The following is a 24,592-nucleotide window of genomic DNA, read 5'->3' on the forward strand; positions in this document are numbered from 1 at the left end:
TGTCTCAGGCGACGTGACGCGATCTCCTACGGGTTGTAGTTCTGCGCCCGGAGGTGCTGCTCGACGGTGCCCATCGCCTGCCCGAGCGCCACGAACAGCTCTGGGCTGATCAGCCGCACCAGGTGTCGTTGCACGCTTTCGACGTGCACCCGCGCAGCCTCCTGCACCGCCGTCCAGCCGTCGCAGGTGAGCTGCAGCTCGATGCCGCGCCCGTCGTCGGCGGCCTTGCGCCGCTCCACCCAGCCGCGCCGTTCCAGCCGGGTGGCGGCGTGAGTGACCCGGCTGCGGGACTGCACCGTGATGTCGGCCAGCTTGCTCATCCGCATGACGCGGTCGGGCGACTCGGACAGCATCGAGAGCAGTTCGAACTCCGCCAGGGACATGCCCACCTGCTGCAGCTCCGCGTCGAGCACCACCTCCAGCAATCGGCTACCCCTCAGGTAGGCACGCCAGGCGTTCTGCTCATCGGCAGCCAGCCACGGTGCATCGGCATCAGTGGCTGCAGCTTGCTGCCCGGCGGGCTCGTATGGAGGCACGGTCACAGCATAGGTGCCGAGAAGTCGCGGAATGCGGGAATAATTGAAACATCAACCAGTGTTCGGCATGATGGTGACCGCGGCAGGTGGCCGCCGGACCAGCTTGACCCAGGCACGACATACATCCCGAAGGAGCACCATGAGCACAATCGACGGTCTCACCGCCGGCACCTGGAATCTGGATGCTGCGCACAGCACAGTCGGCTTCCAAGTCCGCCACATGATGGTGAGCAAGGTCCGCGGCAGGTTTGACGAGTTCAGCGCGACACTGCACGTGGGTGACTCGCTGGAGGAGTCCCGCGTCGAGGCGGAGGTGCAGATGGCCTCGATCAACACCGGCGTCGCTGACCGTGACAACCACCTGAAGACCAATGACTTCTTCGAGGTCGCGACCTACCCGACGATGACCTTCACGTCCACAGCACTCAGCCCGACCGAGCTGACCGGTGACCTGACGATCAAGAACGTCACCAAGCCAGTCACGTTCGACGTTGAACTCGGCGGCGTCGGCGCCGACCCCTACGGCAACACCCGCGCCGGATTCGAGGCCAACCTCGAGATCAACCGCAAGGAGTTCGGCGTGGACATCGACATGCCCCTTCAGGGCGGCGGCGTCGTCGTCGGAGACAAGGTCAAGATCACGCTTGACCTGGAGTTCGTGAAGGCCGCCAGCTGAGCGACTCCCCACCGCGCGTTCTCTCATTGACAGGACCCCAAGCGCATCGAAAGGACCCGAAAAGCGAGGGCTTTTTCGGGTCCTTTCGATGCAGACGGGGTCCGCTCGATCAGAGAGGCGGGTCAGGAGGACTGGAGGCGGCGGGCGACCTCGGTCGCCCAGTAGGTCAGCACCACCTGCGCACCGGCCCGCTTGATCCCGGTGAGCGTCTCCAGGATCATCGCGTCGCGGTCGATCCAGCCGTTCGCGGCGGCGGCCTCGACCATCGCGAGCTCACCGCTGACCTGGTATGCCGCAACCGGCACGTCGCTGATCTGGGCCACGTCGCGCAGGATGTCCAGATAGGGCAGCGCCGGCTTGACCATGACCAGGTCCGCGCCCTCGGCGAGGTCCAGCCGCACCTCGCGCAGCGCCTCGGTCCGGTTGGCGTAGTCCTGCTGGTAGGTGCGCCGGTCGCCCTGCAGCGTCGACTCGACGGCCTCGCGGAAGGGGCCGTATGCCGCGCTGGCGTATTTCACGGCATACGCCAGGATCCCGGTGTCCAGGTGACCCGTCTCGTCCAGCGCCCGCCGGATGACCGCAACCTGCCCGTCCATCATCCCGGACGGACCGACGACGTGCGCGCCCGCTTCGGCCTGCGCGACGGCCATCTCGGCATACCGCTCCAGCGTGGCGTCGTTGTCGACCCGGCCCTGGTCATCGAGCACTCCGCAGTGTCCGTGCAAGGTGAATTCGTCCAGACACAGGTCGGACATCAGCACCGTGTCGTCGCCCAGCTTGTCCCGTAGCCGGCGCAGCGCGACGTTCAGGATTCCATCCGGATCCGTTGCTCCCGAACCGGTTTCGTCCCGCTGCTGCGGGACGCCGAAGATCATCAGCCCACCGACTCCGGCGTCCGCCGCCTTGCGCGCCGCCTTCACCAGCGAGTCGAGCGTGTGCTGCCGGACACCGGGCATCGACTGCAGGGCGGCCGGCTCCTCCGCGCCCTCCTTGACGAACATCGGCAGGATCAGGTCGGCCGGGTGCAGCCGGGTCTCGGCGACCAGCCGGCGCAGGGCCGCAGTAGTGCGCAGGCGGCGGGGACGGGCGGAACCCGCGGGCAGTGCCCACGGGTTCCCGGTCGCCGCACGGTGGCGGGGAGTCAGCTCGGAGCTCACCGCGACGCCTTGACCTTCCGACGGGACGACGCCTTTCGCTCGCTCGGGCGCCGCACCGGCTCCCCAGCCTCATGTGCGGACAGCGCGATGCTGCGCCCGTAGTCGGCGAGCGCCTCGACCAGCGCCTCGGCGCTCGGCTCAGCAGACAGCACGTCGACCCGCAGCCCGTGCTCCTCGGCGGTCTTGGCCGTGGCCGGCCCGATGCATGCGATCACCGTGGTGGTGTGCGGCTTGCCGGCGATGCCGACCAGGTTGCGCACCGTGGAGCTGGAGGTGAAACAGACAGCGTCGAACTTGCCGGTCTTGATCGCCTCGCGCACTTCCGGCGCCGGCGGAGCCGCGCGCACGGTCCGGTATGCCGTGACGTCGTCGACCTCCCACCCCATCTCCTGCAACCCGGCCACCAGCGTGTCGGTCGCGATGTCCGCACGGGGCAGGAACACCCGGTTGATCGGGTCGAGCACCTCGTCGAAGGGCGGCCACTCCTCGAGCAGACCCTTGGCCGACTGCTCTCCTGCAGGCACGAGGTCGGGCTCGAGACCCCACTCACGCAGCGCGTCGGCGGTCACGCCGCCCACAGCGGCGATCTTCAGACCGGCGAACGCCCTTGCATCGAGGCCGAATTCGACGAACTTCTCGCGGACCGCACGCACGGCGTTGGCGGAGGTGAAACCGATCCACTCGTAGCGGCCGGTCACCAGCCCCTTGATCGCGCGCTCCATCTGCTGCGGGGTCCGCGGCGGCTCGACGCTGATCGTCGGCACCACATCGGAGGACGCTCCGTGCGCGGCGAGCCGGTCGGTCATCGTGCCGGACTGCTCCTTGGTGCGCGGCACCAGGACGCTCCAGCCGAAGAGCGGCTTGGTCTCCCACCAGGACAGCTGGTCACGCAGTCCGACGACCGAACCGACGACTGCGACAACGGGGTTGGTGAGCGGGTGCCCCTTGAGCGCGGCGCTCACGCCACCGAGGGTGGTCACCCGGGTCTGCTGCCGGATGGTGGTCCCGTCGGTGCTGAGTGCGACCGGCGTCTGCGGGTCACGACCTGCAGCCTCCAGCTTCGCCAGTCCGACAGGGATCGTCTCGGCGGTGCCGAGCACGACGGCGGTTGCGTCGGACGCGATCGCACTCGACCAGTTGGTCTTCTCCTCGGCTGCGGACAGCACATGCACGGTGCGAGCGCCGTTGCCGATCAACGGGATTCCAGCGTATGCCGGAACCGCGCTCACCGCGCTGACACCCGGCACGATCTCGAACCGGAGGCCGGCCTTGTGACACGCGAGAGACTCCTCGGCGAGACCGTTGAAGGTCGCCGGGTCGCCGTCCATCAGCCGTACGACCAGCGCCTGCGTGCCGTCGGCGCGCGCCGCAGCCTTGGCGGTGCGGACCACGAGCTTGGCGCGGGACGCGGTGGTCAGCCGCTGACCGGTCTCACCGTGACCGGCGTCGACGATCTCGGCATCGCGCCGGACGAAACCGGCGACGAAGTCTTCGCGAGCGACCTGATCGATGATGACCACGTCGGCCTCGCGCAGCAGCCGGGCCGCACGGACCGTCAGCAGGGACGGGTCGCCGGGGCCGGAGCCGACGAAAACGAGTTCCGGCAATGTCTTGGGGGTTCTGGTTGTACTCACGTGTTCACGCTCCGCGGCGCTGGTGGTGGATGTCGGTGACGGGATTTGCGTCCGTGGGTAAGTGGCCGCCGGGTGGCGGTTCGGGCGGGTGGTCACTCGGCGCGAAGGCCTCCAGGGCCCCGTCGTCGAGCAGTTGTTGGGCCAGGTCGTGCCCGATGCGCTCGGCCTTGTCGAGCGGACCGGTCATCGAGCGGCGCAGCTCGAAACTGCCGTCCAGCCGGCCGACGAACGCCCGCAGCGAGACCTCGAGCCTGCCGTCGAGGTCTTCGCTGATCTCCGCGAGCGCGCCCAGGGGCGCGGCGCACCCGGCCTCGAGCCGGGCAAGCACCGCGCGCTCGGCGGTGACGGCGGCGCGAGTGTCGGGGTGGTCCAAGACGTGCAGGGCCTCATGCAGTTGCGTGTCGGCAGTGCGGATTTCGAGCGCGAGCGCACCCTGGCCGGGCGCTGGCAGCACCTGGAGCGGGTCGATGACCTCGGTGACTTCATCGAGCCGGCCGAGACGCGACATGCCGGCGCGGGCAAGGACGACCGCGTCGACCACACCCCGGCGGACAAGTTCGACACGGGAGTCGACATTGCCGCGGATGTCGCGAGTGCGCAGGCCCAGGCCGAGCGCCGCCAGCTGAGCAGCTCGCCGGGGAGCACCGGTGCCGACGACGGAGTCGACGGGCAACTCACCGAGCGTGAGCCCGTCCCGTGCGACGAGGACGTCGCGCGGGTCTTCCCGCTGCGGGATGGCGGCAACCGTCAACCCGTCCGCGGGTGCGGTCGGCAGGTCCTTGAGCGAATGCACGGTCAGGTCGATCCGCCCGTCGTGCAACGCATTCCGGATGGCCGTGGCGAAGATGCCGGTGCCGCCGAGCTGGCTCAGCGACGCCCTGTTGGTGTCACCCTCAGTGACGATTTCGACGATCTCGACCTGGTGGCCGAGCGTGCGCAGCCGGTCGGCGATCAGCCCGGTCTGGGTGAGCGCGAGCGTGCTGCGCCGGCTGCCGATGCGGATCGGCTTGCGGAAGGGTCCGGTCACCGCACCTCACCGCCCTCGACACCCCACGAAGCTTCTTTTCCGCTACGCTGCACCCACCGAAGTTCTCCCCCGCTGCGCTCCCCCGATACTTCGTCGGGACCCGCAGCCCCCGAATACTTCGCGGGGACCCCGTCAAGGGGGATCTGCGACACGCGCGACTCATGCGGGTCCAGGTCGAAAAGGGTTCGCAACAACGCGGCGTAATCCTGGCCGCCCTGTTCCTCGCCGGCCAGCTGCTTGATGCGCACCGTCGGGGGGTGCAGGATCTTCTCGACCACGCGATGCACGGTCATCTGCACCTGCGCCTCGTCGTGTTCGGAGAGTTCGACGCGCTGGCCGAGCCGGGTGAGTTCGGTGGCGACGACGTCGGCCGCACGAGCGCGCAGCTCGGCGACCGCCGGGGCGACCGCAGCTGCGCGGCGAGCCACGAGGAACTCGGCAACCTCGGCGCTGACCAGGTCCTGGGCAGCGGCCAGCTGGGTCTTCTCGGCATCGTCGGTCACCGTCGCGTTGAGGTCTTCGAGGCTGATCAGCGTCGTGCCGGGAAGCGTGGCCAATTGCGGATCGACGTCACGCGGCAGCGCCAGATCGACCAGCACCCTGCGCTGGTCGACGGGCCGCACATTGTCGGGGTCGAGGATGTGCCCGACAGCGCCCGTGCACGAGATCACCAGGTCGGCGTGTGCGATCGCGCCGGTCAGCTGCGACCAGTCCGCGGCGACGCCACCGGTTGCTTCGGCGAGGCGGGTTGCCTTGGCCGGGGTGCGGTTGATGATGGTCAGACTGCCGACCCCGGCGCGCGCGAGCGTGTGGGCGGCGAGCCCGCTCATCGCACCGGCGCCGACGACCAGCGCGCGCTGCGCGCTCAGCTCGCCGAGCGTGGCCTGCGCGACGGCCAGCGACCGCTCGACCAGCGAGCGGCTGACCGAGTCGATGTCGGTCTCGGTGTGCACCCGCTTGCCGACGCGCAGCGCGTGTTGCATCAGCGCGGACAGCGACGGGTCGAGGTGGTCGGCTTCCTGGGCGACGCGCAGGGCGTCGCGGAGCTGCCCGAGGATCTGCCCTTCGCCGACGGCGACCGAGTCGAGTCCGGATGCCACCTGGAAGGCGTGAGCGACCGCGCGGTCCTCGAAGTGGACATAGAGGTGCTCGCGCAACTCGGCGACGCCCAAACCCGTTGCTGTCGCGAGAGATTCAGTGATCTCCGTGACCGCGCCGTGGAAGGTCTCGACGTCGGCGTAGATCTCCACCCGGTTGCAGGTGGAGACGACCACGGTGGCGTTGATGTGCTCACCACGGCCGAGCGCGTCCTCGAGTCCGCGGATGTCCTGTGCGCTCAGCGTGGCACGCTCCAGCAGGTCGACACCGCTGGTGCGGTGCGACATACCAAGGACAATGAGGCTCATCGCCACCCCCTCCTGCGTCGGGTGCCGCGATTCGCCCTGAGCCCTGTTGGTCGCTCGCTGCGCTCGCTCATCGCCGCCCCTCCGCCACGTCGTCGAATTCGTCACGGCCGCGCTGCTCGTGGAAGGCGAGGATCTGCAACTCGGTGGCCAGGTCGACCTTGCGGACCTCGACCCCGTCGGGGACCGTGATGACGCACGGTGCGAAATTGAGGATGGAACGCACGCCGAGCGCAATCGCCCGGTCGGCGGCCTGCTGCGCCGCGTGCGGCGGCGTCGCCAGCACGGCGATGATCGTCTCGGGCGCCTGCCGGGCCAGTTCGGCAAAGTCGATCACGCGCAGTCCGGCGATCTCGGTGCCGATGATGGCGGGGTCCTCGTCGACCAGCCAGCGCACGCTGAACCCCCGGGTCGCGAAGCCGCCGTATGCCGCGAGCGCGTGACCCAGGTTGCCCATGCCGATGATCGCCACGGCCCAGTCGTGCTGCAGCCCGAGCTCACGAGAGATCTCCTCGGACAGCCGCGCGACGTCGTAGCCGACACCGCGCACGCCATACGATCCGAGGTGCGAGAGGTCCTTGCGCAATCCCGCCGAGCGGACCCCCGCCGCTTCGGCGAGTTCTTCGGAGGAGACCACGTCGACACCGCGGGATTCCAGGGATGCCAGTGCTCGCAGATAAAGCGGTAGCCGAGCCACGGTGGCTTCGGGAATCTCCCGACGGGCGGCCGATGCAGTGCTCACTGGCGCTTCGACTCCTCATGCGTCACGGGCGGGCGTATACCAAACGCCGACCACAGAGGATCAATGACCCCCTGACTGTAGGTCTTTGTGAACGCGGGCACAAAGTCGCGAATTCCCGGAAAAGGTGCTACACACCCGGAACGCGCCATCCAGGGGTCCTTGCGGCGGGTGCGGAATGGCGGTCGCGGTGGCCGGGCGTTCATGCGCCGCCGGGTATGCAGATCGCGCGGTGGAGCGCGCCCAGGATGCGGGCGCCGAACTGCTCGAAGGACCACTCACCACGGACTGGGGGACGCAGGCGGCATACCTGCGCGGACCCGGGAACCTCGTCGTCGACGTATGCCGCGACGCCTGACCGTCCCAGGTCAGCGGCCGAAGAACCGCCGCCGGGAGAGCGCCTTGCGCAGCCGCTGCTCGTCCACTCGCCAGTAGTCGTGCTGCTTGCCGTCGACGAGGGTGACCGGGATCTGTTCGGCGTATGCCGCCAGCAGCTCCGGCTCGTCGAGGATGTTGCGCTCGGTGAAGCTCTCTCCCGTGTCTGCGCACACTCGCTCGATCACCGCGCGTGCCTCGTCGCACAGGGGGCAGCCCGGTTTGCTGATGAGCGTGATGCGCGGGTTCGCCATACCTAAAAAAAGACCGAACGGCGTTGCAGCAGAAGGGAATGCAGCGATTGCTGGACTATCTCGCGGACCTGGTCGGTCAGATCGAAGACCAGCATCGGGTCGTCCGCGGCAGCGGCGCCGTGACTGGCGGTGTCGACCGGTTCGCCGAACTCGATGATCCACTTGCTCGGCAGCGGGATCAGCCCAGCGAGGCCGAAGAGCGGGAAGAGCGGTGTGATCGGGAAGTAGGGGAAGCCAAGCAGTCGCGCCAGCCCCTTGATGTTGCCGAGCATCGGGTAGATCTCCTCGGCGCCGACGATCGCGCACGGGATGATCGGCACCTCGGCGCGCAGGGCGGCCGCGACGAACCCGCCGCGACCGAAGCGCTGCAGCTTGTAGCGTTCGCCGAACGGCTTGCCGACGCCCTTGAAGCCCTCGGGGAAGACGGCCACCAGTTCACCCTGCGCGAAGAGCCGCTCGATGTCCGGGTTGGACGCGAGCGTGGTGCCCGACTTGCGGCTGAACTCGCCGACCAGCGGCGACTCGAAGACCAGGTCGGCGCCAAGCATCCGCAGATGGCGATGCGTCGGATGTTCGTCGTGTACGGCGACCTGGGTCATCAGGCCGTCGATCGGCAGCGTGCCGGAGTGGTTGGCGACGACGAGCGCGGCCCCGGACGCGGGAATGTTCTCGACGCCGCGCACCTCCACCCGGAACCACCGCTTGTAGAGCGGCCGCAGGATCGGCAGCCACACCTTGTCGGTGAACTCCTGGTCGAAGCCGAAGTCGTCGATCTCGTAATCGCCGGTGAGCCGGCGCCGCACGAAGGCGAGCGCGGCGGCGATCCGGTGCTCCAGATCGTCGTCTTCGATGCCGACCAGGGAGCCCGCCTTGCGCAGCGCTTCGACGAGTAGGTTGATCAGGACTTCGAACTCGCCCGCGCCGGACGCGTCAGGAGTGATTGCATCCGCCGGGGACTCGGGCGGGTCGGGCACTACCCGCAGCGGCGGGGCGTCGGTCGGACGGTCGGTGCGCCGGGTGCCGGCATGGCCGGCGGCGGCACTGATCGAGCGACGGGAGGGGCGCCGCGCGGATGCCTCCGCGCGTGGCGCGGCGGCTTCGGTATGACGACTCGGCTCCCCCGTCGTCCGCGCGCCCGGCTGCGACGCGGCCTTCGTGGCGGCCCGCTTCGTGGCGGGAGTCTTGTTCGCCGACGCCGCCTGCTTCGCTGTGGTCTTCCGGGCTGCCGGCTTCTTGGCGGCAGTCTTCTTGACTGCAGACTTCGTGACTGCCGGCTTCGTGGCCCCGGACTTCTTCGCCGGAGCGCGCTTGGCCCCGGACTTCTTCGTGGCCGGCGCGTCAGGGGCCGCCTTCTCGGCGGGCGCTTGGTTTGCAGTCGCCCTGGGCGCAGCCGCCTCGGGCGCGATCACCCTCGCCGCGGGCCCTACGGCGTCACGCGGTTCGCGCGCGGGGGTCATGCCGTCGCCGGTGCCGGTCGGCTCTTCGTCAGACACGTGCCTCTCCCAGGTTGCCGGTGCTCGCGCGGCTCGCGCCGAACACCTCGCGGAAGGCGTCTCGTGTGCTGTGCCGGGGCTCGAAGCCGAGACGGTCGCACATGCGGGTGGTGTCCATGCCGCGGCCGAACTGCAGGAACTGCATTTGTTCGGCGTCGAATGACCCACTGCCGCCGAGCAATCCGCTCACCTGCTGCACGAGTGCCCCGGTCTGCGGCAGCACCGGGGTGACGCGTTTGCCCGCGATCCGGGCTGCTTGCCGGACGGTCAGCAGTCCCGCGCCCGCGACGTTGATCGTCCCGGACAACTGCTCGGCCCGCGCGGCACGGTGCAGCACCTCGACCGCATCGTCGATGTGCAGCACCTGGAAGCGCCCGTCATACCCGAGCGGGACGGGCAGCACGGGCAGCGAGAAATATTCGGAGAACGTGGTGCGCAGATCGGGGCCGACGAGGTTCGCCATACGCAACATGGTGACCTGGATGTCGGGGCGCCGTCGGGCGAGCCCACGCACGTAGGTCTCGACCTCGACCGAGTCCCGCCCGAACCCGCCAGTGGGGCTGCGGCGGGCGCTCATGTCCTCGGTGAACATGGCGGGGTCGCGCGCGGACGAACCGTAGATCGACGACGACGACTTGACGACGAGGCGTTGCACCGAGTCGGTGCGCTGGCACGCAGCGAGCAACTGCATCGTGCCGATGACGTTGATCTCCTTCTGCAGCGCACGGCCACCGGCCTGCTTGGGCGTCATGATGACGCCGAGGTGCAGCACGGTGTCGACCTGCTCCTGCGCGAGGATCCGGCCCATGACCGGGTTGCGTATGTCGGCCCGGATGAAGTCGGCCCGGCCGAGACTGTGCAGCGGCGGCACGGTGTCGACGGCGATGACCCGGTCGAGACCGGGGTCTGCGGCGAGGGCGCGGCACGTCATACCACCGACGAGGCGGGACACTCCGGTGACCAGGACAACCCGACCCATTCGCCCTCCTTCGTGACCTGCTCGCTGTGCAGCGATCCTATCGAGACTGCCCGGACGGCTACGACGAAGCCCCGGTGCCCGCACGTGCTGCGGTCCGGGGCTCCTGCTGCTCGGCGCGCCGAGCGGCTTACTTCTTGTTGCGGCGCTGGTGGCGCGTCTTGCGAAGCAGCTTGCGGTGCTTCTTCTTGGCCATCCGCTTACGGCGCTTCTTGACGACTGAACCCATGCGTACGCTCTTCCTGAATTGCTGACGAAAAACCGGCGGGCTGCGCTCCAACCGGTCGCGAAGCCTGATCTGTCTCGCGTCCCCGGGCGGGGACGCGATCGACGCCCAAGGCTACGCCATGGTGCTGACCGCGGACCAATCGAGGGCGCCGGTTGCCGCGGCCGAACGGTCAGGCAGTGCCCATGTAGGACTGGCTGAGATATTCGGAGACGACGTCCTCGCGAACGCGGAACGACCTCCCGACGCGCACGGCCGGCAACTCGCCGGAGTGCACCAGCCGGTAGACCGTCATCTTCGAGACGCGCATGATGGCGGCGACCTCGGCGACGGTCATGAATGCGACCTCGCCCGGCTGACGCTCTTCGGCCATGGTGTGTGCCAACCCTTCTCCTGCGACGGCTGCTCCCCTGCGTCCAACGACGCCCCGGAGGCATGCGGGTGTACTGCTGGGCAACTTTAGGGGGTCAAAGCACCATCTGGAAAGTCCGCGAGCGTGAAATGTCCACCTGACACGCCGATGCAGGCGGGAAAAATGTGGCGTATGGCGGGTGCGGCGGGAGTTTCTGGCGGTGCGGGTGGGGTGGTGGGGCTCCAGGACCGCGTGAGGCGGGGTGGCGGCGGCCGCTGCGTCCCGAAAGCTCGACCGTCGCGACTCCGGGACACGAAACCGCCACCAACCCGTCCCGAAAGCTCGACCGTCGCGACTCCGGGACACGAAACCGCCATCAACCCGTCCCGAAAGCTCGACCGTCGCGACTCCGGGACAGCGCCGGACGACCCCACCGGACGACAAACCGACCGCGCCGGAGGCGACGACCGAAAGGCGAGGAGCCGCAGCAAAGGATTCAGTCGAACCAGAGATCGAGTCCGTGCAGGGGGAACACGGCGCGCCGGGTGGCAAGGACGGCGCTGTCGACGGGGTTCGCCGGGTCGGCGCCGGACTCCCAGGAGCGCCACCAAACCTGGCCGTTCTCGGCTTGCCCGTCACCCATGCGGGGCGGCCCGGGCCGGTTGAAGGTGCGCTGGACGTGGTCGCGCCATACGGCGGGTACGTCGGTTTCCAGGTCGATCGGCTGGTGCGCTGCGATGGCGGTGAGGTGTGTCCAGGCGCGGGGCACGACGTCGATGAGTTCGTATCCGCCGCCGCCGAGCGCGAGCCACTTGCCGCCGGTGACCTCGTGCGCGAGCTGGTGCAGCATCTCGTATGCCGTGCGCTGCGCGTCGACCGACAGCGCCATGTGCGCGAGCGGGTCGGCGTAGTGGGAGTCGCACCCCTGCTGGGTCACCAGCACCTGCGGCTTGAATTCGCGCACCAGCACCGGCACGACGGCATGCAGCGCGCGCAGCCAGGGACCGTCCCTGGTGCCGGGCGGCAGTGCGATGTTGACCGCGGATCCCTCGGCGTCCGGGCCGCCGACGTCACCGGGAAAACCGGTGCCGGGGAACAGAACTCGCCCGGTTTCGTGGATGGAGATGGTCAGCACGCGGGGGTCGTTCCAGAAGATGTGCTCGACGCCATCTCCGTGGTGCACGTCGACGTCGACGTAGACGACGCGTTCGGCGCCGTTGTCGAGCAGCCATTGGATGCCGAGGGCCGCGTCGTTGTAGATGCAGAAACCGGACGCGCTGCCCGGCATGGCGTGATGCAGGCCGCCGCAGAAGTTGACCCCGTGGTCGATCTCGTCCCGCCAGAGTGCCTTGGCGAGTTCCACGGTGGAGCCGGCGATCAGCGCAGATGCCTCGTGCATGCCGGGGAACGCGGGGTCGTCCTCCGTCCCGAGCCCGTATGACGAGTCGGCTGCCTCCGGGTCCGCGGACGCGGCGCGGACGGCGTCGACATACTCCGGGGTGTGCACCCAGAGGAGGAATTCGTCGCTGCCGCCAGGCATCGACGGTGGCACGACTTCGACGCCCGGAGTCTCGAAAACGCCCAGGGCATCACACAATCGGGCGGTCAGGTCGAGCCTGATCGGGTTCATCGGGTGCTGCGGACCGAAGTCGTAGGCAGTCAGCTCGTCATTCCAGACGACACGCACCCGCGGCGCCTCTGTTGCCACGACCGACGCCCGGTCTCAGAGCACCGAGCTGGGCACCGCGCCAGGGTCGTCGCCCAGCGGGTAGACCATCGCCATCTCGTCCTCGTCGTCGTCCGAGGACTGCATCGGCCGTCGGCCGTCGGTCGGGCGGAAGCCGTAACTGGACGCGAACGCCACCGCACGGCCGTTGTCCGTGCCGACCCAGTAGAGGACGAAGTTGTAGTTGTCGTCGCGGGCCTGACGGACTCCGGCGTCGACGAGCTTCCACGCGACGCCCTTGCCGCGCAGTTCCGGATTCACCCAGAGACCGAAGAGCTCGCTGACCTTTTCGCTCTCTTCGCCGACCCGGCCGACCGACACGACGCCGACGACCCGTTCACCGTCTTCGGCGACCAGACGCCGGGATCGCTTGATCCGTGCCTGCCAGAGGTCGTCGTCGAAACCTTCTTCATGCGAGGCGGACGCGGCGAACGCGTCCGGAGACTCCTTCAGGGCCGCCAGTCGAACGTCGCGGTAGACCTGCCATTCCTCATCCCCGAGGGCGCGCACCGTGATGTCAGTCATGGGAACAACTCTCGCACGGAACCCTGGTCGATGGTCAGCTGGTGTGCTGAACTCGTGGCCACACGCCAGCGAAGATGGGGTTCAGCCCTGTTCGGAAGCCAATTCGGCGGATCGGTGCGCTGCCGCTTCCAGCGCGCTGAGGAACGCGGCACGGACGCCGTGCTCGTCCAATTGCCGCAGCGCCGCAATCGTGGTGCCGGCCGGGCTGGACACGCGTTCGCGCAGCAGCACCGGGTGTTCGCCGGTCCGGCTGAGCATGGTGGCGGCGCCATACAGCGTCTGCACGGCGAGCTCGGTCGCGACGTCGCGGGGCAGGCCGAGCAGCACGCCGGCCTCGATCATCGCGTCGGCGACGTAGAAGACGTATGCCGGGCCGCTTCCGCTGACCGCTGTCACCGCGTCCAGCTGACTCTCGGGCACTACGACGGTGCGACCGCCGGTCCCCAGTAGTTCCTGCGCGGTGTCCAGGTGCTCGTCGGTTGCGTGTGCTCCGGCGCAGACCGCCGTCATACCCTCGCCGACCAGTGCGGGGGTGTTGGGCATGGCTCGCACGACGGGGGTGCCGTCCGGCAGCCGCTCCTCCAGGTATGCCGTGGTGAGCCCAGCGGCGATGGACAGGACCAGCGCGCCGGACGACAGCCGCGGGCCGATCTCGGCGAGCAGACCCGCCATGCCCTGCGGTTTGACGGCGAGCAGCACGACGTCGGCGTCGGCAACGGCATCCGCCGCAGCGAGCCCGGCGACGCCGTGCTCGTCGGCAACCTCGGCCTGCCGGGCGGCACTGCGGTCAGAGACGCTGATCCGGGCCGGCCGGTCGGACTGCAGCAGTCCGGTGAGGAGCGCGGTGCCCATGGCACCGACTCCGAGGACGGCGATGCGGGGGGTATCGGGCTCGGACATGTCGGCTATCCCTTCGGGGTTTCTGGGCGGGCGTGCGGCCGTGCGGCGGCGGGATGCTCGGCGACGCGGCGCATGACGTAGGGATACCACTGATCGCCATACGGGACGAGGATGCGCAGCCGGTGTCCGGCTTCGATGTGCCTGCGCTGCACCTCCGGGTCGCCCCCGAGTGGCAGTTCGAATTCGAACGAGTCGGGGGTGCGCAGTTCCTTGTCGGCCAGCGCGTGCGCGATCTCGATCAGCTGTAGGTCGTCGGTTGCGATCACCGGGTGGGCCGGGCTTTCGATGAGCAACTTCAAGCAGCGGATGTATGACCGATCGATCTGGTGATTCCCTTGCCACGAAACGCTTTTCGGCTCGAAATACCCGATGCGGCTGAGGCGCACCCGGCCGGCGCTCGCGGCCTGGTTGCGGCAGTCGGCCTCGGTGCGCAGCAGCTGCGCGTGCAGGCCGACCCCGACCGACGGGAAGTCGGCTCGCAGGTCGCGGGCGGCGGCCAGGGTCGCATCGGCAGTCGTGTGGTCGCCGGCTTCGAGGGTGATCGTGGCACCGGTCCCGGCAGCCGCTGCGGCGATCTGCAAGGCGCTGTCGAAGGCGAACTTCGGTCCGTCGTCGCCGAGCGCCCAGCCGAGGTCCTCCAGGCGGAGCAGGACGTCGGTGCGGCCCCCCGCGGTCAGTCCCGCTTCCGTCAGCGCCCGCAGCGCGGTGAGATGGGTGTCGCGAATGCGCACCGCCTCGGCGGTATCCTGCGGCTCGTCGGCCAGCAACGTCACGGTCGCGAACCGGCCGGCCCCGACCCGTTCGGCCACCACGGGCACACAATCGGCGATGGTGTCCCCCGCCACGAAGCGGTGCGCCACCGACCGGCCCACCTGCGCCCGCTCGAACGTTCGGCGTACGACGCCGCGACGCCCGATCCCCAGCAGTCCCTGGCGCAGCGTGGCACTCGGGTCGATCACGGGTCTGCTCCTCCAAATGGTGCGAACACGTCCAGCGTCGAGCGTATGGCGAGGCGCGTTGCCGCAGCTACGTGGGCTGGCCTTCACCCGAGTATGGATTCACCCGTGAGCCAGCGAATCCCGTTCTGCGCCTTGCCGATCGACCAGTCCGATATCGTCTACGAATACGGTCCGGACTCCTCACCTCGAGCAGAAGTACCGCAAGGTCATACGACGCACTTCGCCATGGACGACTCGCACGCCTACCCGGGCACGACACGCAACGTGTGGGTTCATGCCCCGGCAGGCGCGGCCCGCGACGACCTGCCGTGCATGGTCTTCCAGGACGGTGCCGGCTACTTGGATCCGGAGGACGACGATCTCCTTGCCCCCGAGGGCGGCGAGGACCCCGAGGCCACCGAAGACATCACTGAGGCGTGCGGTCAGGTCTGCTTCCACCTCCCGATAGCGGCCCTGGGACGCGTGCAACCGGCGCAGTAGCGGGCCGATGACCAACAGCAACAACGGAACACCGAGCAGCACGACGAGCGCCAGCAAGATCGAGATGCGAAGCAGCAGTGTGGCGACAACGCCGTAGGCGACCAATCCGCCGATGCCAGGACCGGTCATGGTGAGCGTCTGGCCGAGCACACCGACGTCACCGACCCCGATCGTCACGACCTCGTGCGACGACGCCTTGCGCGACAGCGTCGACCCCAGCCTTATCGACTGTCGGGTGACCACCTGGATCGTCCGGTACACGGCGTCCAACCGCACCCAGGTCATGGTCCGGTGCCGCATGATCGAACACCACGCGGTGAATACACCCACCGCGAACAAGGCACCCGTCCACAGCATGAGCGCCGGGAAGTCGTTCCGTTGCAGGCCCTGATCCACGGCTTCTGACAACAGCTGTGGCGGCAGCACCAGTCCGATCATCCACAGAATGCCGAACACGGCGCCGCGGATGACACGCCGCCGCTGCGCGGCGATCAACCACCGCAGAAACCGCGACGGGCTGTCATGAGGCGGTTCGCCGGGCTCGCCATACGCGTCGAACCAGGCCATTCCGGCACCGCGCATCGAGCCAGCCACGTGAAGCCTCAGCCCCCGGTCGCCGGTGCCGCGAAGTGCAGACGGGCAAAGGCGAGCGCTTCGGCCAGGTCGAGTTCGCGTTGCTCGCGCGACAGCTTGCGCGTGCCGACCTCCAACACGACATCGCCCGAATATCCAGCAGCTGCAAGGGATTCGAGCACCTGAGCGCACGGCTGCGTGCCGCGGCCGGGCACGAGGTGTTCGTCCTTGAAGGATCCCGACCCGTCGGCGAGGTGCACGTGGCTGAGCCGGTCGCCGAGGGCCTCGACCATCTCGAGCGCGTCGGAGCCCGCGGTCGCCGTGTGGGACAGGTCGAGCGTCACATGGGCGTAGTCCATGCCGACGGGGTCCCAGCCGGGCAGGTAGGCCTGCATCTCGCGACCGCGGGCTCGCCAGGGAAACATGTTCTCGACCGCGATCCGGACGTCGGTCTCCGCGTCCCGCTGCGCAATGCCCTGCACGAAGTCGGCGGCATACTCCCGCTGCCAGCGGAACGGCGGGTGGACGACGACGGTGTCGGCACCGACCTCTTCGGCCAGCCTGACCGAGTTGTCGACCTTCGGCCACGGCTCAGGTCCCCAAATGCGTTGGGTGAGAAGCAAAGTCGGCGCATGGATGGAGACGATCGGAATGCCGTAGTGGTCGACCAGTTTGCGCAGTGCGCCGGCCTCCTGGCTGACCGGGTCGGTCCACACCATGACCTCGACGCCGTCATACCCCAGCCGTTCGGCCATCACGAACCCGTCGACGACCCCGAGCGGGTAGACGGACGAGGTCGACAATGCGATGCGGCCGGCCGGCAGGGTGAGGCGCGGGGACATCAGGTGTCCAGCCAGTCCAGGCGCCGCAGGATGACGCCTTCACGCAGCGCCCACGGGCACAAGTCGAGGCGGTCCACGCCGAGCAACTCCATGGCGCCCTCGACCACCATGGCACCCGCGAGCAGCTGGCGAGCGCGGCTCGCGGAAACCCCTGGCAATGCTGCGCGTTCGGCAATGGTCATCGCGGCCAGCCGCAGCACCAGGCTGGCGAGCGCTTCGCGTTCCAGGACGCGTTCGACGCGCGGTCCATCGCCGCTGGGTGCCGCACCGAGCACCCGGGCGAGCGAGCGGATCGTCTTGCTGGTGCCCACGACCCGGTCGGGCTCGCCGACCTTGTGCAACTGCCGGATGACCCGGGCGATGTCCGAACGGATCTGCTTGCGCAGCACCAGCAGATCCGCGGCCGCCGGCGGATCGCCGGCGAGATCGCGCGACAGCCGGCCCGCCCCCAACGGGAGGCTGAGGGCCACGTCGGGCTCCTCGTCGATCCCGGCCGCGAACTCCAGCGAACCCCCGCCGATATCGACGACCAGCAACCGGCCCGCCGACCAGCCGAACCAGCGCCGCACCGCCAGGAAGGTCAGCCGCGACTCGTCCGCGCCTTCCAGCACCTGCAACTCGACTCCGGTCGTGTCGCGCACCTGGTCGAGCACCGCCTCGCCGTTGGGCGCCTCGCGGATCGCGCTGGTCGCGAAGGCGAGCAGGTCCTCGCACCCCTGGTCGTCGGCGATCGTGAGGCACTCGCGCACGAACGCGACCAGCGCGCCAGCGCCCTCGGCGGAGATCGCTCCGCCAGGCTCGGTGTGCTCGGAGAGACGCAGTTCCCGCTTGTGCGACGTCGCAGGCAGCGGATGCGCGCCCCGATGGGCATCGACGACGAGGAGATGCACCGTGTTGGATCCCACGTCGATCACGCCGAGCCGCATGGGTTCACGCTATCCGACCGAGCTGCGCGGCCCCGAGCCCAGCGCGGCCGGACGTCGCGGCCCCGAACACTACGATGTGGCGCGTGGTCGAGACAGCACTGGAGACACCGCGGACCTGGGTGGAATTCGACAACCCGGACGACACCCAGGAGCGCTTCCGCTGCGACCTGACCTGGCTGACCTCGTCGTGGACCTGCATCTTCGGCGCCGGCTGCGAAGGCATCTACGCGGATGCACCCGACGTGGGGTGCTGCACCCTCGGCGCGCACTTCTCCGACAAGGATGACCTCAAGAATATCCGCGCCGTCGTGCGCGAACTCGGCCCGGACGAATGGCAGTTCTACGACGAGGGCCACGGCACGGACGGCTGGCGGGAGAAGGAGGACGGCGACTGGAAGACCCGGGTCGTCGACGGCGCGTGCATCTTCCACAACCGGCCGGGCTTTCCCGCCGGCGCGGGGTGCGCCCTGCATCAGCACGCCATACTCACCGGCGTCGCGCCGCACACCGTCAAACCGGACGTGTGCTGGCAGCTGCCGATCCGCCGCACCTACCGCACGGTCGAGCTGCCGGACGACACGTCATACCTGGAGATCTCGATCGGCGAGTACGACCGACGCGGCTGGGGCCCGGGCGGGCACGACCTCGACTGGTACTGCTCGGGCAATCCGCAGGCGCACGTGGGCAGTTCGCCGGTATACCGCTCCAATGAGGGCGAGCTGCGTCACCTGATGGGCGACAACGCGTATGACGAGCTGGCGCAGCGCTGCGAAGCCCACCTGCTGCAGGTGACGGCATTGCGCGAAGCCGGACCGGCCGGTCGCCGGCTGCTGCCGCTCTTCGTACACCCGGCGACCCTGCTGGCCGAGGAGAATGCGCGCACATCCGGCTGACTCACCGCGATCGAGAGGACCCCATATGCATTGAGCGGACCCAAGAGCGGGACATCTATTGGGGTCCACTCAATACGGATTGGGTCCTCTCGATCAAGTGGGGGGCGCGGTGTCGGCCCGGCCGTCTATCGTCCGTCGTATGGCGACCAGCACACGCAAGAAGGCACCAGCGCCGGCCTACCGCTGCACCGAGTGTGGGTGGCAGGCCATCAAGTGGGTCGGCCGATGCGGCGAGTGCCAGGCCTGGGGCACGGTGACCGAGGTCGGTCAGCAGCAAGTGCGCACCCCGCCCGCCGCGACCATCGAGCGGCCGGCGAGGCCGATCGGCGAGGTCGACGCCACCCGCGCGCAGGCGCGGCCGACCGGGGTCGGCGAGTTCGACCGGGTGCTCGGCGGCGGTCTGGTCACCGGCGGCGTCGTGCTGGTGGCGGGCGAGCCCGGCATCGGCAAGTCGACCCTGTTACTCGACGTCGCCGCCCGCTCAGCACGCGACGGCCGCACCGTGCTCTACGTCAGCGGCGAGGAGTCGGCAGCCCAGGTGCGGCTGCGCGGCGAGCGCATCGAGGCGCTCGCCCGCGACCTCTACCTCGCCAGCGAGACCGACCTCGGCACCGTCCTCGCCCAGATCGACCGGCTGCACCCCGACCTGTTGATCATCGACTCGGTCCAGACGATCGCATCCGCCGAGGTCGACGGCGCACCGGGCAATGTCAGCCAGGTGCGCGAGGTCGCGGCGGCGATCATCCAGGTCGCCAAGCGCGACGGCATCGGCACTCTCCTGGTCGGTCACGTCACCAAGGACGGGTCGATCGCCGGGCCGCGGGTGCTGGAGCACCTGGTCGACGTGGTGGTGCAGTTCGAGGGCGAACGCCACTCCCGGCTGCGGCTGGTGCGCGCGATCAAGAACCGCTACGGCCCCACCGACGAGGTGGGCTGCTTCGACCTGACCGAGCTGGGCATCACCGGGCTACCCGACCCGAGCGGTCTCTTCCTGTCCCGCATGGACGAGCCGGTGCCCGGCACCTGTGTGACGGTCACCCTGGAGGGCCGCCGTCCGCTGGTCACCGAAGTGCAGGCGCTGCTCGTGCCGGGCAATGGCGGCTCGGCCCGGCGCACCACCAACGGCGTCGACAGTTCACGCACGGCGATGATCCTCGCGGTCCTCGACCGCCGCGCTGGGGTGCGGCTGCGCGACGACGACTGCTATGTCTCGACGGTCGGCGGCGCGAAGCTCTCCGAGCCCGCCGCCGATCTCGCGATCGCCCTGGCGCTCGCCTCCGCCAAGGACGGTTGCCCGGTGCCGGCGGGCTTGCTCGCCGTCGGCGAGGTCGGGCTGGCGGGTGACGTGCGCGGTGTCGGCGGCGTTCCCCGGCGGCTCGCCGAAGCGGCCCGCATCGGCTTCCGGCGCGCCATCGTGCCGGCGGGCTCGATGGGCACCGAGCTGCCGCCGGACGGCATGCGCGTGCTCGAAGTCCGCGACGTGCACGCGGCCACCCGCGTCATCGCGATGCCTGCGGCGCGCTGAGCGAGCGTCGATAGGCCTGCCGCCATACCGTCGGCACGGTGCAGTCGGTGAGGGGCCACCCGCACCTACACTGGGCCGGTGACCCGCACCCCGGAAGTGATCCTCCGCGAGACCCTCGCCGCCGTTGCGCCGGGCACCGATCTGCGCGACGCGCTCGAGCGGATCCTGCGCGGGCGCACGGGCGCACTCATCGTCATCGGTCATGACGCCGTGGTCGAGGCGATGTCGTCCGGCGGCTTCCCGATCGACATCGACTTCACCGCGACGCGGCTGCGCGAACTGGCCAAGATGGACGGCGCGATCGTCGTCAGCAGCGACGTCACCCGCATCCTGCGCGCGGCCACCCAGCTGGTGCCCGACCCGAGCATCGAGACCAAGGAGTCCGGCACCCGGCACCGCACCGCCGAGCGCGTCGCCAAGCAGACCGGCTTCCCGGTCGTGTCGGTCAGCCAGTCCATGCACATCATCGCCTTGTATGTCGGTGGCGTGCGGCACGTGATCGAGGGCTCCACGGCGCTGATGTCGCGTGCCAACCAGGCGCTGCAGACGCTCGAACGCTACAAGGCCCGGCTCGACGAGGTGACCGGCACGCTGTCGGCGCTGGAGATCGAGGACCTGGTGACGGTGCGTGATGTCGCGGCGGTGCTGCAGCGGCTGGAGATGGTGCGCCGGATCAGCGAGGAGATCAGCGAATACGTCATCGAGCTCGGCACCGACGGCCGGCTGATCTCGCTGCAGCTGGACGAACTCGTCGGTGGCCTGACCGACGACCGGGAGCTGGTGGTCCGCGACTACGTCGAGTCGGCGCGCTCCGAGATGACCGTCGAGGACGCGCTCACCCGCCTCGGCAACGTCAGCTCCACCGAGCTGCTCGACCTGTCCGCCGGCGCCCGTGCCGCTGGCTTCTCGGCCGTCGGCGACCTGCTCGACCTGTCGGTCAGCCCGCGCGGCTACCGGCTGCTGACGAAGGTGCCCCGGCTGCCGGGAGCCATCGTCGAGCGACTCGTCGAGCACTTCGGCACCTTGCAGAAGCTGCTCGCCGCAGACTTCGACGACCTGATGGCCGTCGAAGGCGTTGGCGAGAGCCGCGCACGCGCAGTCCGCGAGGGGCTGTCGCGTCTGGCCGAGAGCAGCATTCTCGAGCGCTACGTCTAGGCCCGCGCATGACACACCGACCGCCGATCGGCGAGGTCGAGGCACTGCACGACACGATCCTCGACTGGTATGACGCGAACGCTCGCGACCTCCCCTGGCGCATCCCGGCAGCCGACTGGCCTTGGCCGCAGGTGGACCGGCCGTGGGCGGTGCTCGTCTCGGAGGTGATGCTGCAGCAGACACCGGTCGCCCGGGTCGAGCCGATGTGGCACCGCTGGATGCAGTTGTGGCCGACCCCGGCACACCTGGCCGCTGCCGCCCCCGGTGACGCCGTGCGCGAGTGGGGACGGCTCGGCTACCCGCGCCGGGCACTGCGCCTGCATGCGGCGGCGGTCGCGATCCGTGATGAGCACGGGGGCGTCATACCGGCCGATCTGCAGCAGCTGCAAGCACTTCCGGGGATCGGTGGTTACACGGCTGCGGCCGTCGGAGCGTTCGCGTTCGGCATCCGGTCGGCTGTCGTGGACGTCAACGTCCGGCGGGCGGAGGCCCGGCTGGTGACCGGCGCGGCATACCCGGCGCCGAGTCTGAGCGCGGCGGAAACCGCCCTCGCGCGGGCTCTGCTCCCGCTCGACGAGCCGGCCGCCGCGCGCTGGAACGCGGCTGTCATGGAGCTCGGCGCGGTCGTCTGCAAGGCCGCGCGCCCGTTGTGCGCGCGGTGCCCGGCACATGCGCAGTGCGCGTGGATCCGTGCCGGGAGCCCGGCGCACGACGGCCCACGACGGGCAGCGCAGCGCTGGCACGGGACCGACCGCCAGGTGCGCGGCAAGCTGCTGCAGGTCCTGCGCGACGCCCCGGCCGCGGTGCCCCGTTCCGCGCTCGACCTGGTCTGGCCGGATGCCGGGCAACGCGACCGGTGTCTCGCCTCGCTGGTCGAGGACGGGCTGGTCGAACCGCTGCCCCGCGAACGCTTCCGGCTGCCCGGCTGAGCCGTCACCTGGTGGCAACCTGACGTCACTACGATGACCGCATGGCCACCCCAACTCAGCCCCAATTCCTCATCGTGATGGGGGTTTCCGGCTCTGGGAAGACCACCATCGGTGAGGACATCGCCGAGCGCCTCGGCTGGCTGTATGCCGAAGGCGACGACTTCCACTCGCAAGCGAACGTCAGCAAGATGGCCGCCGGCATTCCACTCACCGACGAGGACCGCTGGCCGTGGCTGCATTCCATCGGCACCTGGATCGACGAGCACGAACGAGACGGGCGTAGCGCGGTGATCACCTGCTCGGCGCTGCGGCGCAGCTACCGGGACCTGCTGCGCGACGGGCGCGCCAACGTGCGCTTCGTCTACCTGAACATCCCCGAAGACGTGCTGCGCGACCGGCTGGCGCACCGCACCGGTCACTACATGCCGCCGTCGCTGCTGCCCTCACAATTGGCGACGCTCGAGCCGCTGCAACCGGACGAGCCGGGCGTGGTGGTGCATCAGCACGACGACCCACAGCAGGCGGTGACCGAGGCGCTCGACGAGCTCGGACTCACTCCGCACTGACCGAGCGAGGGGTTGTCACGACACTGCGTCCCTGGTAAGTTCTCGCGTTTGTGCGCGTTGCCGGTCTCGACTCTCCCAGGTGGCCGCGTCGCACGGTGTCACACGGCACGCTGCCGGTCTACTGGCGCCTGTTCGTCGCGGGCTTCCAGCAGCAGACCGCCTACCCACTGGCGATGTTCGGCGGGCTGGTCGCCAACCTGACCTTCGGCTTCCTGAAGGTCGCGATGCTCTTTGCCACCGTGCGTGCTGCCGGCGCCTCGGTGCAGGGTTACACCGTCGGCACCATGAGCGCCTACATCTGGCTCTCCCAGGGCATGCTCGGCTCGATCAACCTGAACGGGCGGATCGACCTCGCCGACCGCATCAAGACCGGTGACGTCGCCGTCGACTTCCTTCGCCCGGTCAACGTCCAACTCGCCACGGTTGCCACCGAAGCCGGCAAAGCCGTGTTCGCGCTCATCCCCCGCGCGGTGCCGAGTGTGGCGATCGGTTCACTCGCCGTCGGTATGACGATGCCGCGCACGCCCGCGCCATACCTGCTCGGCGCCGTCAGCCTGCTGGCCGGCATCGTCATCTCGTTCTCCACCGTCTACCTGGTGGCCGTGGTGGGGTTCTGGCTGATCGAGACACGCGGCATCCAGATCTTCTACATGGTGGTCTCCGGCTTCTTCGCCGGCCTCTTCGTGCCGATCTCGCTCTTCCCTAGCTGGCTGCTCGCCATCGCGCAGGCCACACCGTTCCCGTCGATGATGATGTATCCCGTCGACGTCCTCACCGCACGCACCACAGGGGCCGCGGCATACGGGCTGGTCGGTGTGCAGTTCGCCTGGCTCGGCGCCACCCTCCTCGTCGGCCACCTGCTCACTGTCGTCGGACGGCGCAAGCTGGAGGTGCAGGGCGGATAATGGGAACTCCAGTCCACTTCACCGAAATCGGCGTAGCACCAGGGCGATTCGCTGGTTACCGGGCCGTCCTGGCGTCTCGGATGCGCTCTCAGCGCAGCTACCGGAGCAACTTCATCACCGACCTCTCCAGCTCGGCGGTCGTCGGCCTGATCGAGCTCGCGGAGGTATGGCTGCTCTTCCACCAGGTCACCGTGCTGGGCGGGCTGACCTTCCGGCAGGTGCTGCTCGTCTTCGGCGTCGCCGATCTGTGCTTCTCCATCGCCGACCTCTTCGTCGGCCACTGCGACAACCTGCCGACGTACATCCGGGCGGGCACGCTCGACGTCTTCTACCTGCGGCCGCAACCGTTGCTGCTGCAGCTGATGACCAGCGACATCTCGCTGCGGCGGCTGACACGAGCCGGCATCGGCCTCGCGTCGTTGGTTATCGGCTTGTCGATCAACGAGATTCACTGGTCGACGAGCACGGTCCTGCTGCTCGCGCTCACCCTTGTGTGCGCCACAGCGATCTTCGCGGCCATGTTCGTCTGGGCCGCGGGGGTGCAGTTCTTCCTGATCCAGGGCGCGGAGTTCACCAACGCCTTCGTGTATGGCGGCCGGTATGCCGCCACCCAGACCGCTGCCGTCTGGTCGACTCCGCTGAAGGTGCTCTTCGGTTTCGTCTTCCCGATGGCGCTCACGGCATACCTGCCGGCGTTGCGCCTGCTGGGCCTGCCGGGTCCGGCCGGGCTGCCGAACTGGCTCGCCTGGTGCACGCCACTGGCGGTGCTGTGGATCTGGGCATTCGCGCTGGGCATGTGGCGGCTCGGCGTCCGGCACTATCAAGGAGGGGGCGGCTGAG

At 69.2% G+C, this 24,592-nt stretch carries 27 protein-coding genes; 9 read left to right on the forward strand and 18 right to left on the reverse strand.

The window, feature by feature from the left end:
• Nucleotides 1-26: 26 nt before the first annotated feature.
• On the reverse strand, nucleotides 27-536 hold the full coding sequence (locus tag EFY87_RS00495; RefSeq protein ID WP_123269800.1) for a MarR family winged helix-turn-helix transcriptional regulator: 510 nt from the start codon (nucleotides 534-536) through the stop codon (nucleotides 27-29).
• A 139-nt stretch (nucleotides 537-675) separates the two neighbouring features.
• Between EFY87_RS00495 and EFY87_RS00500 the strand changes: the two genes are divergently transcribed.
• Complete coding sequence (locus EFY87_RS00500; RefSeq protein WP_123269356.1) at nucleotides 676-1,212, forward strand: YceI family protein; 537 nt, start codon at nucleotides 676-678, stop codon at nucleotides 1,210-1,212.
• 122 nt (nucleotides 1,213-1,334) lie between these two features.
• Here EFY87_RS00500 and hemB read toward each other — a convergent pair whose 3' ends face one another.
• The 5 genes from hemB to EFY87_RS00525 all read right to left on the reverse strand — a co-directional run bounded on the left by hemB (nucleotide 1,335) and on the right by EFY87_RS00525 (nucleotide 7,175).
• Nucleotides 1,335-2,315: a porphobilinogen synthase gene (gene hemB / locus EFY87_RS00505; RefSeq protein ID WP_123269803.1), complete on the reverse strand. Its 981-nt coding sequence runs from the start codon at nucleotides 2,313-2,315 to the stop codon at nucleotides 1,335-1,337.
• A gap of 50 nt (nucleotides 2,316-2,365) precedes the next feature.
• Nucleotides 2,366-4,003 (reverse strand): bifunctional uroporphyrinogen-III C-methyltransferase/uroporphyrinogen-III synthase, encoded by a 1,638-nt coding sequence (locus tag EFY87_RS00510; protein ID WP_123269357.1) that lies wholly within the window; start codon nucleotides 4,001-4,003, stop codon nucleotides 2,366-2,368.
• A gap of 4 nt (nucleotides 4,004-4,007) precedes the next feature.
• On the reverse strand, nucleotides 4,008-5,030 hold the full coding sequence (gene hemC, locus EFY87_RS00515; RefSeq protein ID WP_220093447.1) for a hydroxymethylbilane synthase: 1,023 nt from the start codon (nucleotides 5,028-5,030) through the stop codon (nucleotides 4,008-4,010).
• A complete protein-coding gene (locus EFY87_RS00520) occupies nucleotides 5,027-6,436 on the reverse strand; it encodes a glutamyl-tRNA reductase (protein WP_123269358.1) in 1,410 nt (469 codons plus the stop codon). Before EFY87_RS00520 ends, hemC begins: the two co-directional genes overlap by 4 nt.
• Before the next feature lie 67 nt (nucleotides 6,437-6,503).
• Entirely contained in the window at nucleotides 6,504-7,175 is a 672-nt protein-coding gene (locus EFY87_RS00525; protein WP_123269359.1) for a redox-sensing transcriptional repressor Rex, read from the reverse strand.
• Nucleotides 7,176-7,362: 187 nt separating this feature from the next.
• Here EFY87_RS00525 and EFY87_RS20165 point away from each other — a divergent pair, with 187 nt between their 5' ends.
• A complete protein-coding gene (locus EFY87_RS20165) occupies nucleotides 7,363-7,530 on the forward strand; it encodes a VOC family protein (protein WP_158607444.1) in 168 nt (55 codons plus the stop codon).
• A gap of 10 nt (nucleotides 7,531-7,540) precedes the next feature.
• On the opposite strand, the gene EFY87_RS00535 is transcribed toward EFY87_RS20165, so the two are convergent.
• From EFY87_RS00535 to EFY87_RS00590, 12 genes are all read right to left on the reverse strand, one after another.
• Nucleotides 7,541-7,801, reverse strand: coding sequence for a glutaredoxin family protein (locus EFY87_RS00535; protein WP_123269361.1), 261 nt, complete (start codon nucleotides 7,799-7,801; stop codon nucleotides 7,541-7,543).
• Nucleotides 7,802-7,803: 2 nt separating this feature from the next.
• Nucleotides 7,804-9,294: a lysophospholipid acyltransferase family protein gene (locus EFY87_RS00540; RefSeq protein WP_245988264.1), complete on the reverse strand. Its 1,491-nt coding sequence runs from the start codon at nucleotides 9,292-9,294 to the stop codon at nucleotides 7,804-7,806.
• Nucleotides 9,287-10,273 (reverse strand): NAD-dependent epimerase/dehydratase family protein, encoded by a 987-nt coding sequence (locus EFY87_RS00545; RefSeq protein ID WP_123269362.1) that lies wholly within the window; start codon nucleotides 10,271-10,273, stop codon nucleotides 9,287-9,289. Before EFY87_RS00545 ends, EFY87_RS00540 begins: the two co-directional genes overlap by 8 nt.
• A 127-nt stretch (nucleotides 10,274-10,400) precedes the next feature.
• A complete protein-coding gene (locus EFY87_RS00550; RefSeq protein ID WP_082775156.1) occupies nucleotides 10,401-10,499 on the reverse strand; it encodes a 30S ribosomal protein bS22 in 99 nt (32 codons plus the stop codon).
• Nucleotides 10,500-10,668: 169 nt separating this feature from the next.
• On the reverse strand, nucleotides 10,669-10,869 hold the full coding sequence (locus EFY87_RS00555) for a helix-turn-helix domain-containing protein (RefSeq protein WP_123269363.1): 201 nt from the start codon (nucleotides 10,867-10,869) through the stop codon (nucleotides 10,669-10,671).
• Between the two features lie 475 nt (nucleotides 10,870-11,344).
• Nucleotides 11,345-12,478 carry an acetoin utilization protein AcuC gene (locus EFY87_RS00560; RefSeq protein ID WP_123269810.1) on the reverse strand — a complete coding sequence of 378 codons (1,134 nt, stop codon included), beginning with the start codon at nucleotides 12,476-12,478 and terminating at the stop codon, nucleotides 11,345-11,347.
• Between the two features lie 93 nt (nucleotides 12,479-12,571).
• On the reverse strand, nucleotides 12,572-13,099 hold the full coding sequence (locus EFY87_RS00565; protein ID WP_123269364.1) for a GNAT family N-acetyltransferase: 528 nt from the start codon (nucleotides 13,097-13,099) through the stop codon (nucleotides 12,572-12,574).
• An 81-nt stretch (nucleotides 13,100-13,180) separates the two neighbouring features.
• Nucleotides 13,181-13,999, reverse strand: a complete 819-nt coding sequence (gene proC, locus EFY87_RS00570; protein WP_123269365.1) for a pyrroline-5-carboxylate reductase — start codon at nucleotides 13,997-13,999, stop codon at nucleotides 13,181-13,183.
• A gap of 5 nt (nucleotides 14,000-14,004) precedes the next feature.
• Nucleotides 14,005-14,958 (reverse strand): proline dehydrogenase family protein, encoded by a 954-nt coding sequence (locus tag EFY87_RS00575; RefSeq protein ID WP_123269366.1) that lies wholly within the window; start codon nucleotides 14,956-14,958, stop codon nucleotides 14,005-14,007.
• Nucleotides 14,959-15,138: 180 nt separating this feature from the next.
• Nucleotides 15,139-16,005, reverse strand: coding sequence for an ABC transporter transmembrane domain-containing protein (locus EFY87_RS00580; protein WP_158607445.1), 867 nt, complete (start codon nucleotides 16,003-16,005; stop codon nucleotides 15,139-15,141).
• 35 nt (nucleotides 16,006-16,040) lie between these two features.
• Nucleotides 16,041-16,853 carry a sugar phosphate isomerase/epimerase family protein gene (locus tag EFY87_RS00585; RefSeq protein ID WP_123269368.1) on the reverse strand — a complete coding sequence of 271 codons (813 nt, stop codon included), beginning with the start codon at nucleotides 16,851-16,853 and terminating at the stop codon, nucleotides 16,041-16,043.
• A complete protein-coding gene (locus EFY87_RS00590) occupies nucleotides 16,853-17,779 on the reverse strand; it encodes a Ppx/GppA family phosphatase (RefSeq protein WP_123269369.1) in 927 nt (308 codons plus the stop codon). The genes EFY87_RS00585 and EFY87_RS00590 overlap by 1 nt, the downstream gene beginning before the upstream one ends.
• A gap of 74 nt (nucleotides 17,780-17,853) precedes the next feature.
• Between EFY87_RS00590 and EFY87_RS00595 the strand changes: the two genes are divergently transcribed.
• From EFY87_RS00595 to EFY87_RS00625, 7 genes are all read left to right on the forward strand, one after another.
• On the forward strand, nucleotides 17,854-18,672 hold the full coding sequence (locus EFY87_RS00595) for a DUF3109 family protein (RefSeq protein WP_425459337.1): 819 nt from the start codon (nucleotides 17,854-17,856) through the stop codon (nucleotides 18,670-18,672).
• Between the two features lie 139 nt (nucleotides 18,673-18,811).
• Nucleotides 18,812-20,197, forward strand: a complete 1,386-nt coding sequence (radA, locus tag EFY87_RS00600) for a DNA repair protein RadA (RefSeq protein WP_123269370.1) — start codon at nucleotides 18,812-18,814, stop codon at nucleotides 20,195-20,197.
• Between the two features lie 78 nt (nucleotides 20,198-20,275).
• A complete protein-coding gene (gene disA, locus EFY87_RS00605; protein WP_123269371.1) occupies nucleotides 20,276-21,352 on the forward strand; it encodes a DNA integrity scanning diadenylate cyclase DisA in 1,077 nt (358 codons plus the stop codon).
• An 8-nt stretch (nucleotides 21,353-21,360) separates the two neighbouring features.
• The gene (locus tag EFY87_RS00610; RefSeq protein ID WP_123269372.1) at nucleotides 21,361-22,281 is read left to right on the forward strand and encodes an HhH-GPD family protein; all 921 of its coding nucleotides are present in this window, start codon (nucleotides 21,361-21,363) and stop codon (nucleotides 22,279-22,281) included.
• 41 nt (nucleotides 22,282-22,322) lie between these two features.
• On the forward strand, nucleotides 22,323-22,847 hold the full coding sequence (locus tag EFY87_RS00615; RefSeq protein ID WP_123269373.1) for a gluconokinase: 525 nt from the start codon (nucleotides 22,323-22,325) through the stop codon (nucleotides 22,845-22,847).
• A gap of 95 nt (nucleotides 22,848-22,942) precedes the next feature.
• Nucleotides 22,943-23,752, forward strand: a complete 810-nt coding sequence (locus EFY87_RS00620) for an ABC transporter permease (protein ID WP_245988268.1) — start codon at nucleotides 22,943-22,945, stop codon at nucleotides 23,750-23,752.
• Nucleotides 23,753-23,832: 80 nt separating this feature from the next.
• Entirely contained in the window at nucleotides 23,833-24,591 is a 759-nt protein-coding gene (locus tag EFY87_RS00625; protein ID WP_245988270.1) for an ABC transporter permease, read from the forward strand.
• Nucleotide 24,592 lies beyond the last annotated feature (1 nt).

The organism is Flexivirga caeni (assembly GCF_003724155.1).
In the GTDB taxonomy this organism is placed as follows: domain Bacteria; phylum Actinomycetota; class Actinomycetes; order Actinomycetales; family Dermatophilaceae; genus Flexivirga; species Flexivirga caeni.

Bases quoted from the DNA above. Each gene is read 5' to 3' on its own strand.
- EFY87_RS00565 (WP_123269364.1), bottom strand. From the start codon at position 13,099: ATGACTGACATCACGGTGCGCGCCCTCGGGGATGAGGAATGGCAGGTC.
- EFY87_RS00520 (WP_123269358.1), bottom strand. From the start codon at position 6,436: ATGAGCCTCATTGTCCTTGGTATGTCGCACCGCACCAGCGGTGTCGAC.
- EFY87_RS00585 (WP_123269368.1), bottom strand. From the start codon at position 16,853: ATGTCCCCGCGCCTCACCCTGCCGGCCGGCCGCATCGCATTGTCGACC.
- radA (WP_123269370.1), top strand. From the start codon at position 18,812: ATGGCGACCAGCACACGCAAGAAGGCACCAGCGCCGGCCTACCGCTGC.
- EFY87_RS00535 (WP_123269361.1), bottom strand. From the start codon at position 7,801: ATGGCGAACCCGCGCATCACGCTCATCAGCAAACCGGGCTGCCCCCTG.
- EFY87_RS00560 (WP_123269810.1), bottom strand. From the start codon at position 12,478: ATGAACCCGATCAGGCTCGACCTGACCGCCCGATTGTGTGATGCCCTG.
- EFY87_RS00500 (WP_123269356.1), top strand. From the start codon at position 676: ATGAGCACAATCGACGGTCTCACCGCCGGCACCTGGAATCTGGATGCT.
- EFY87_RS00610 (WP_123269372.1), top strand. From the start codon at position 21,361: ATGACACACCGACCGCCGATCGGCGAGGTCGAGGCACTGCACGACACG.
- EFY87_RS00555 (WP_123269363.1), bottom strand. From the start codon at position 10,869: ATGGCCGAAGAGCGTCAGCCGGGCGAGGTCGCATTCATGACCGTCGCC.
- proC (WP_123269365.1), bottom strand. From the start codon at position 13,999: ATGTCCGAGCCCGATACCCCCCGCATCGCCGTCCTCGGAGTCGGTGCC.
- EFY87_RS00625 (WP_245988270.1), top strand. From the start codon at position 23,833: ATGCGCTCTCAGCGCAGCTACCGGAGCAACTTCATCACCGACCTCTCC.
- EFY87_RS00595 (WP_425459337.1), top strand. From the start codon at position 17,854: ATGTGGCGCGTGGTCGAGACAGCACTGGAGACACCGCGGACCTGGGTG.
- EFY87_RS00550 (WP_082775156.1), bottom strand. From the start codon at position 10,499: ATGGGTTCAGTCGTCAAGAAGCGCCGTAAGCGGATGGCCAAGAAGAAG.
- EFY87_RS00580 (WP_158607445.1), bottom strand. From the start codon at position 16,005: ATGGCCTGGTTCGACGCGTATGGCGAGCCCGGCGAACCGCCTCATGAC.
- EFY87_RS00590 (WP_123269369.1), bottom strand. From the start codon at position 17,779: ATGCGGCTCGGCGTGATCGACGTGGGATCCAACACGGTGCATCTCCTC.
- EFY87_RS00545 (WP_123269362.1), bottom strand. From the start codon at position 10,273: ATGGGTCGGGTTGTCCTGGTCACCGGAGTGTCCCGCCTCGTCGGTGGT.
- EFY87_RS00615 (WP_123269373.1), top strand. From the start codon at position 22,323: ATGGCCACCCCAACTCAGCCCCAATTCCTCATCGTGATGGGGGTTTCC.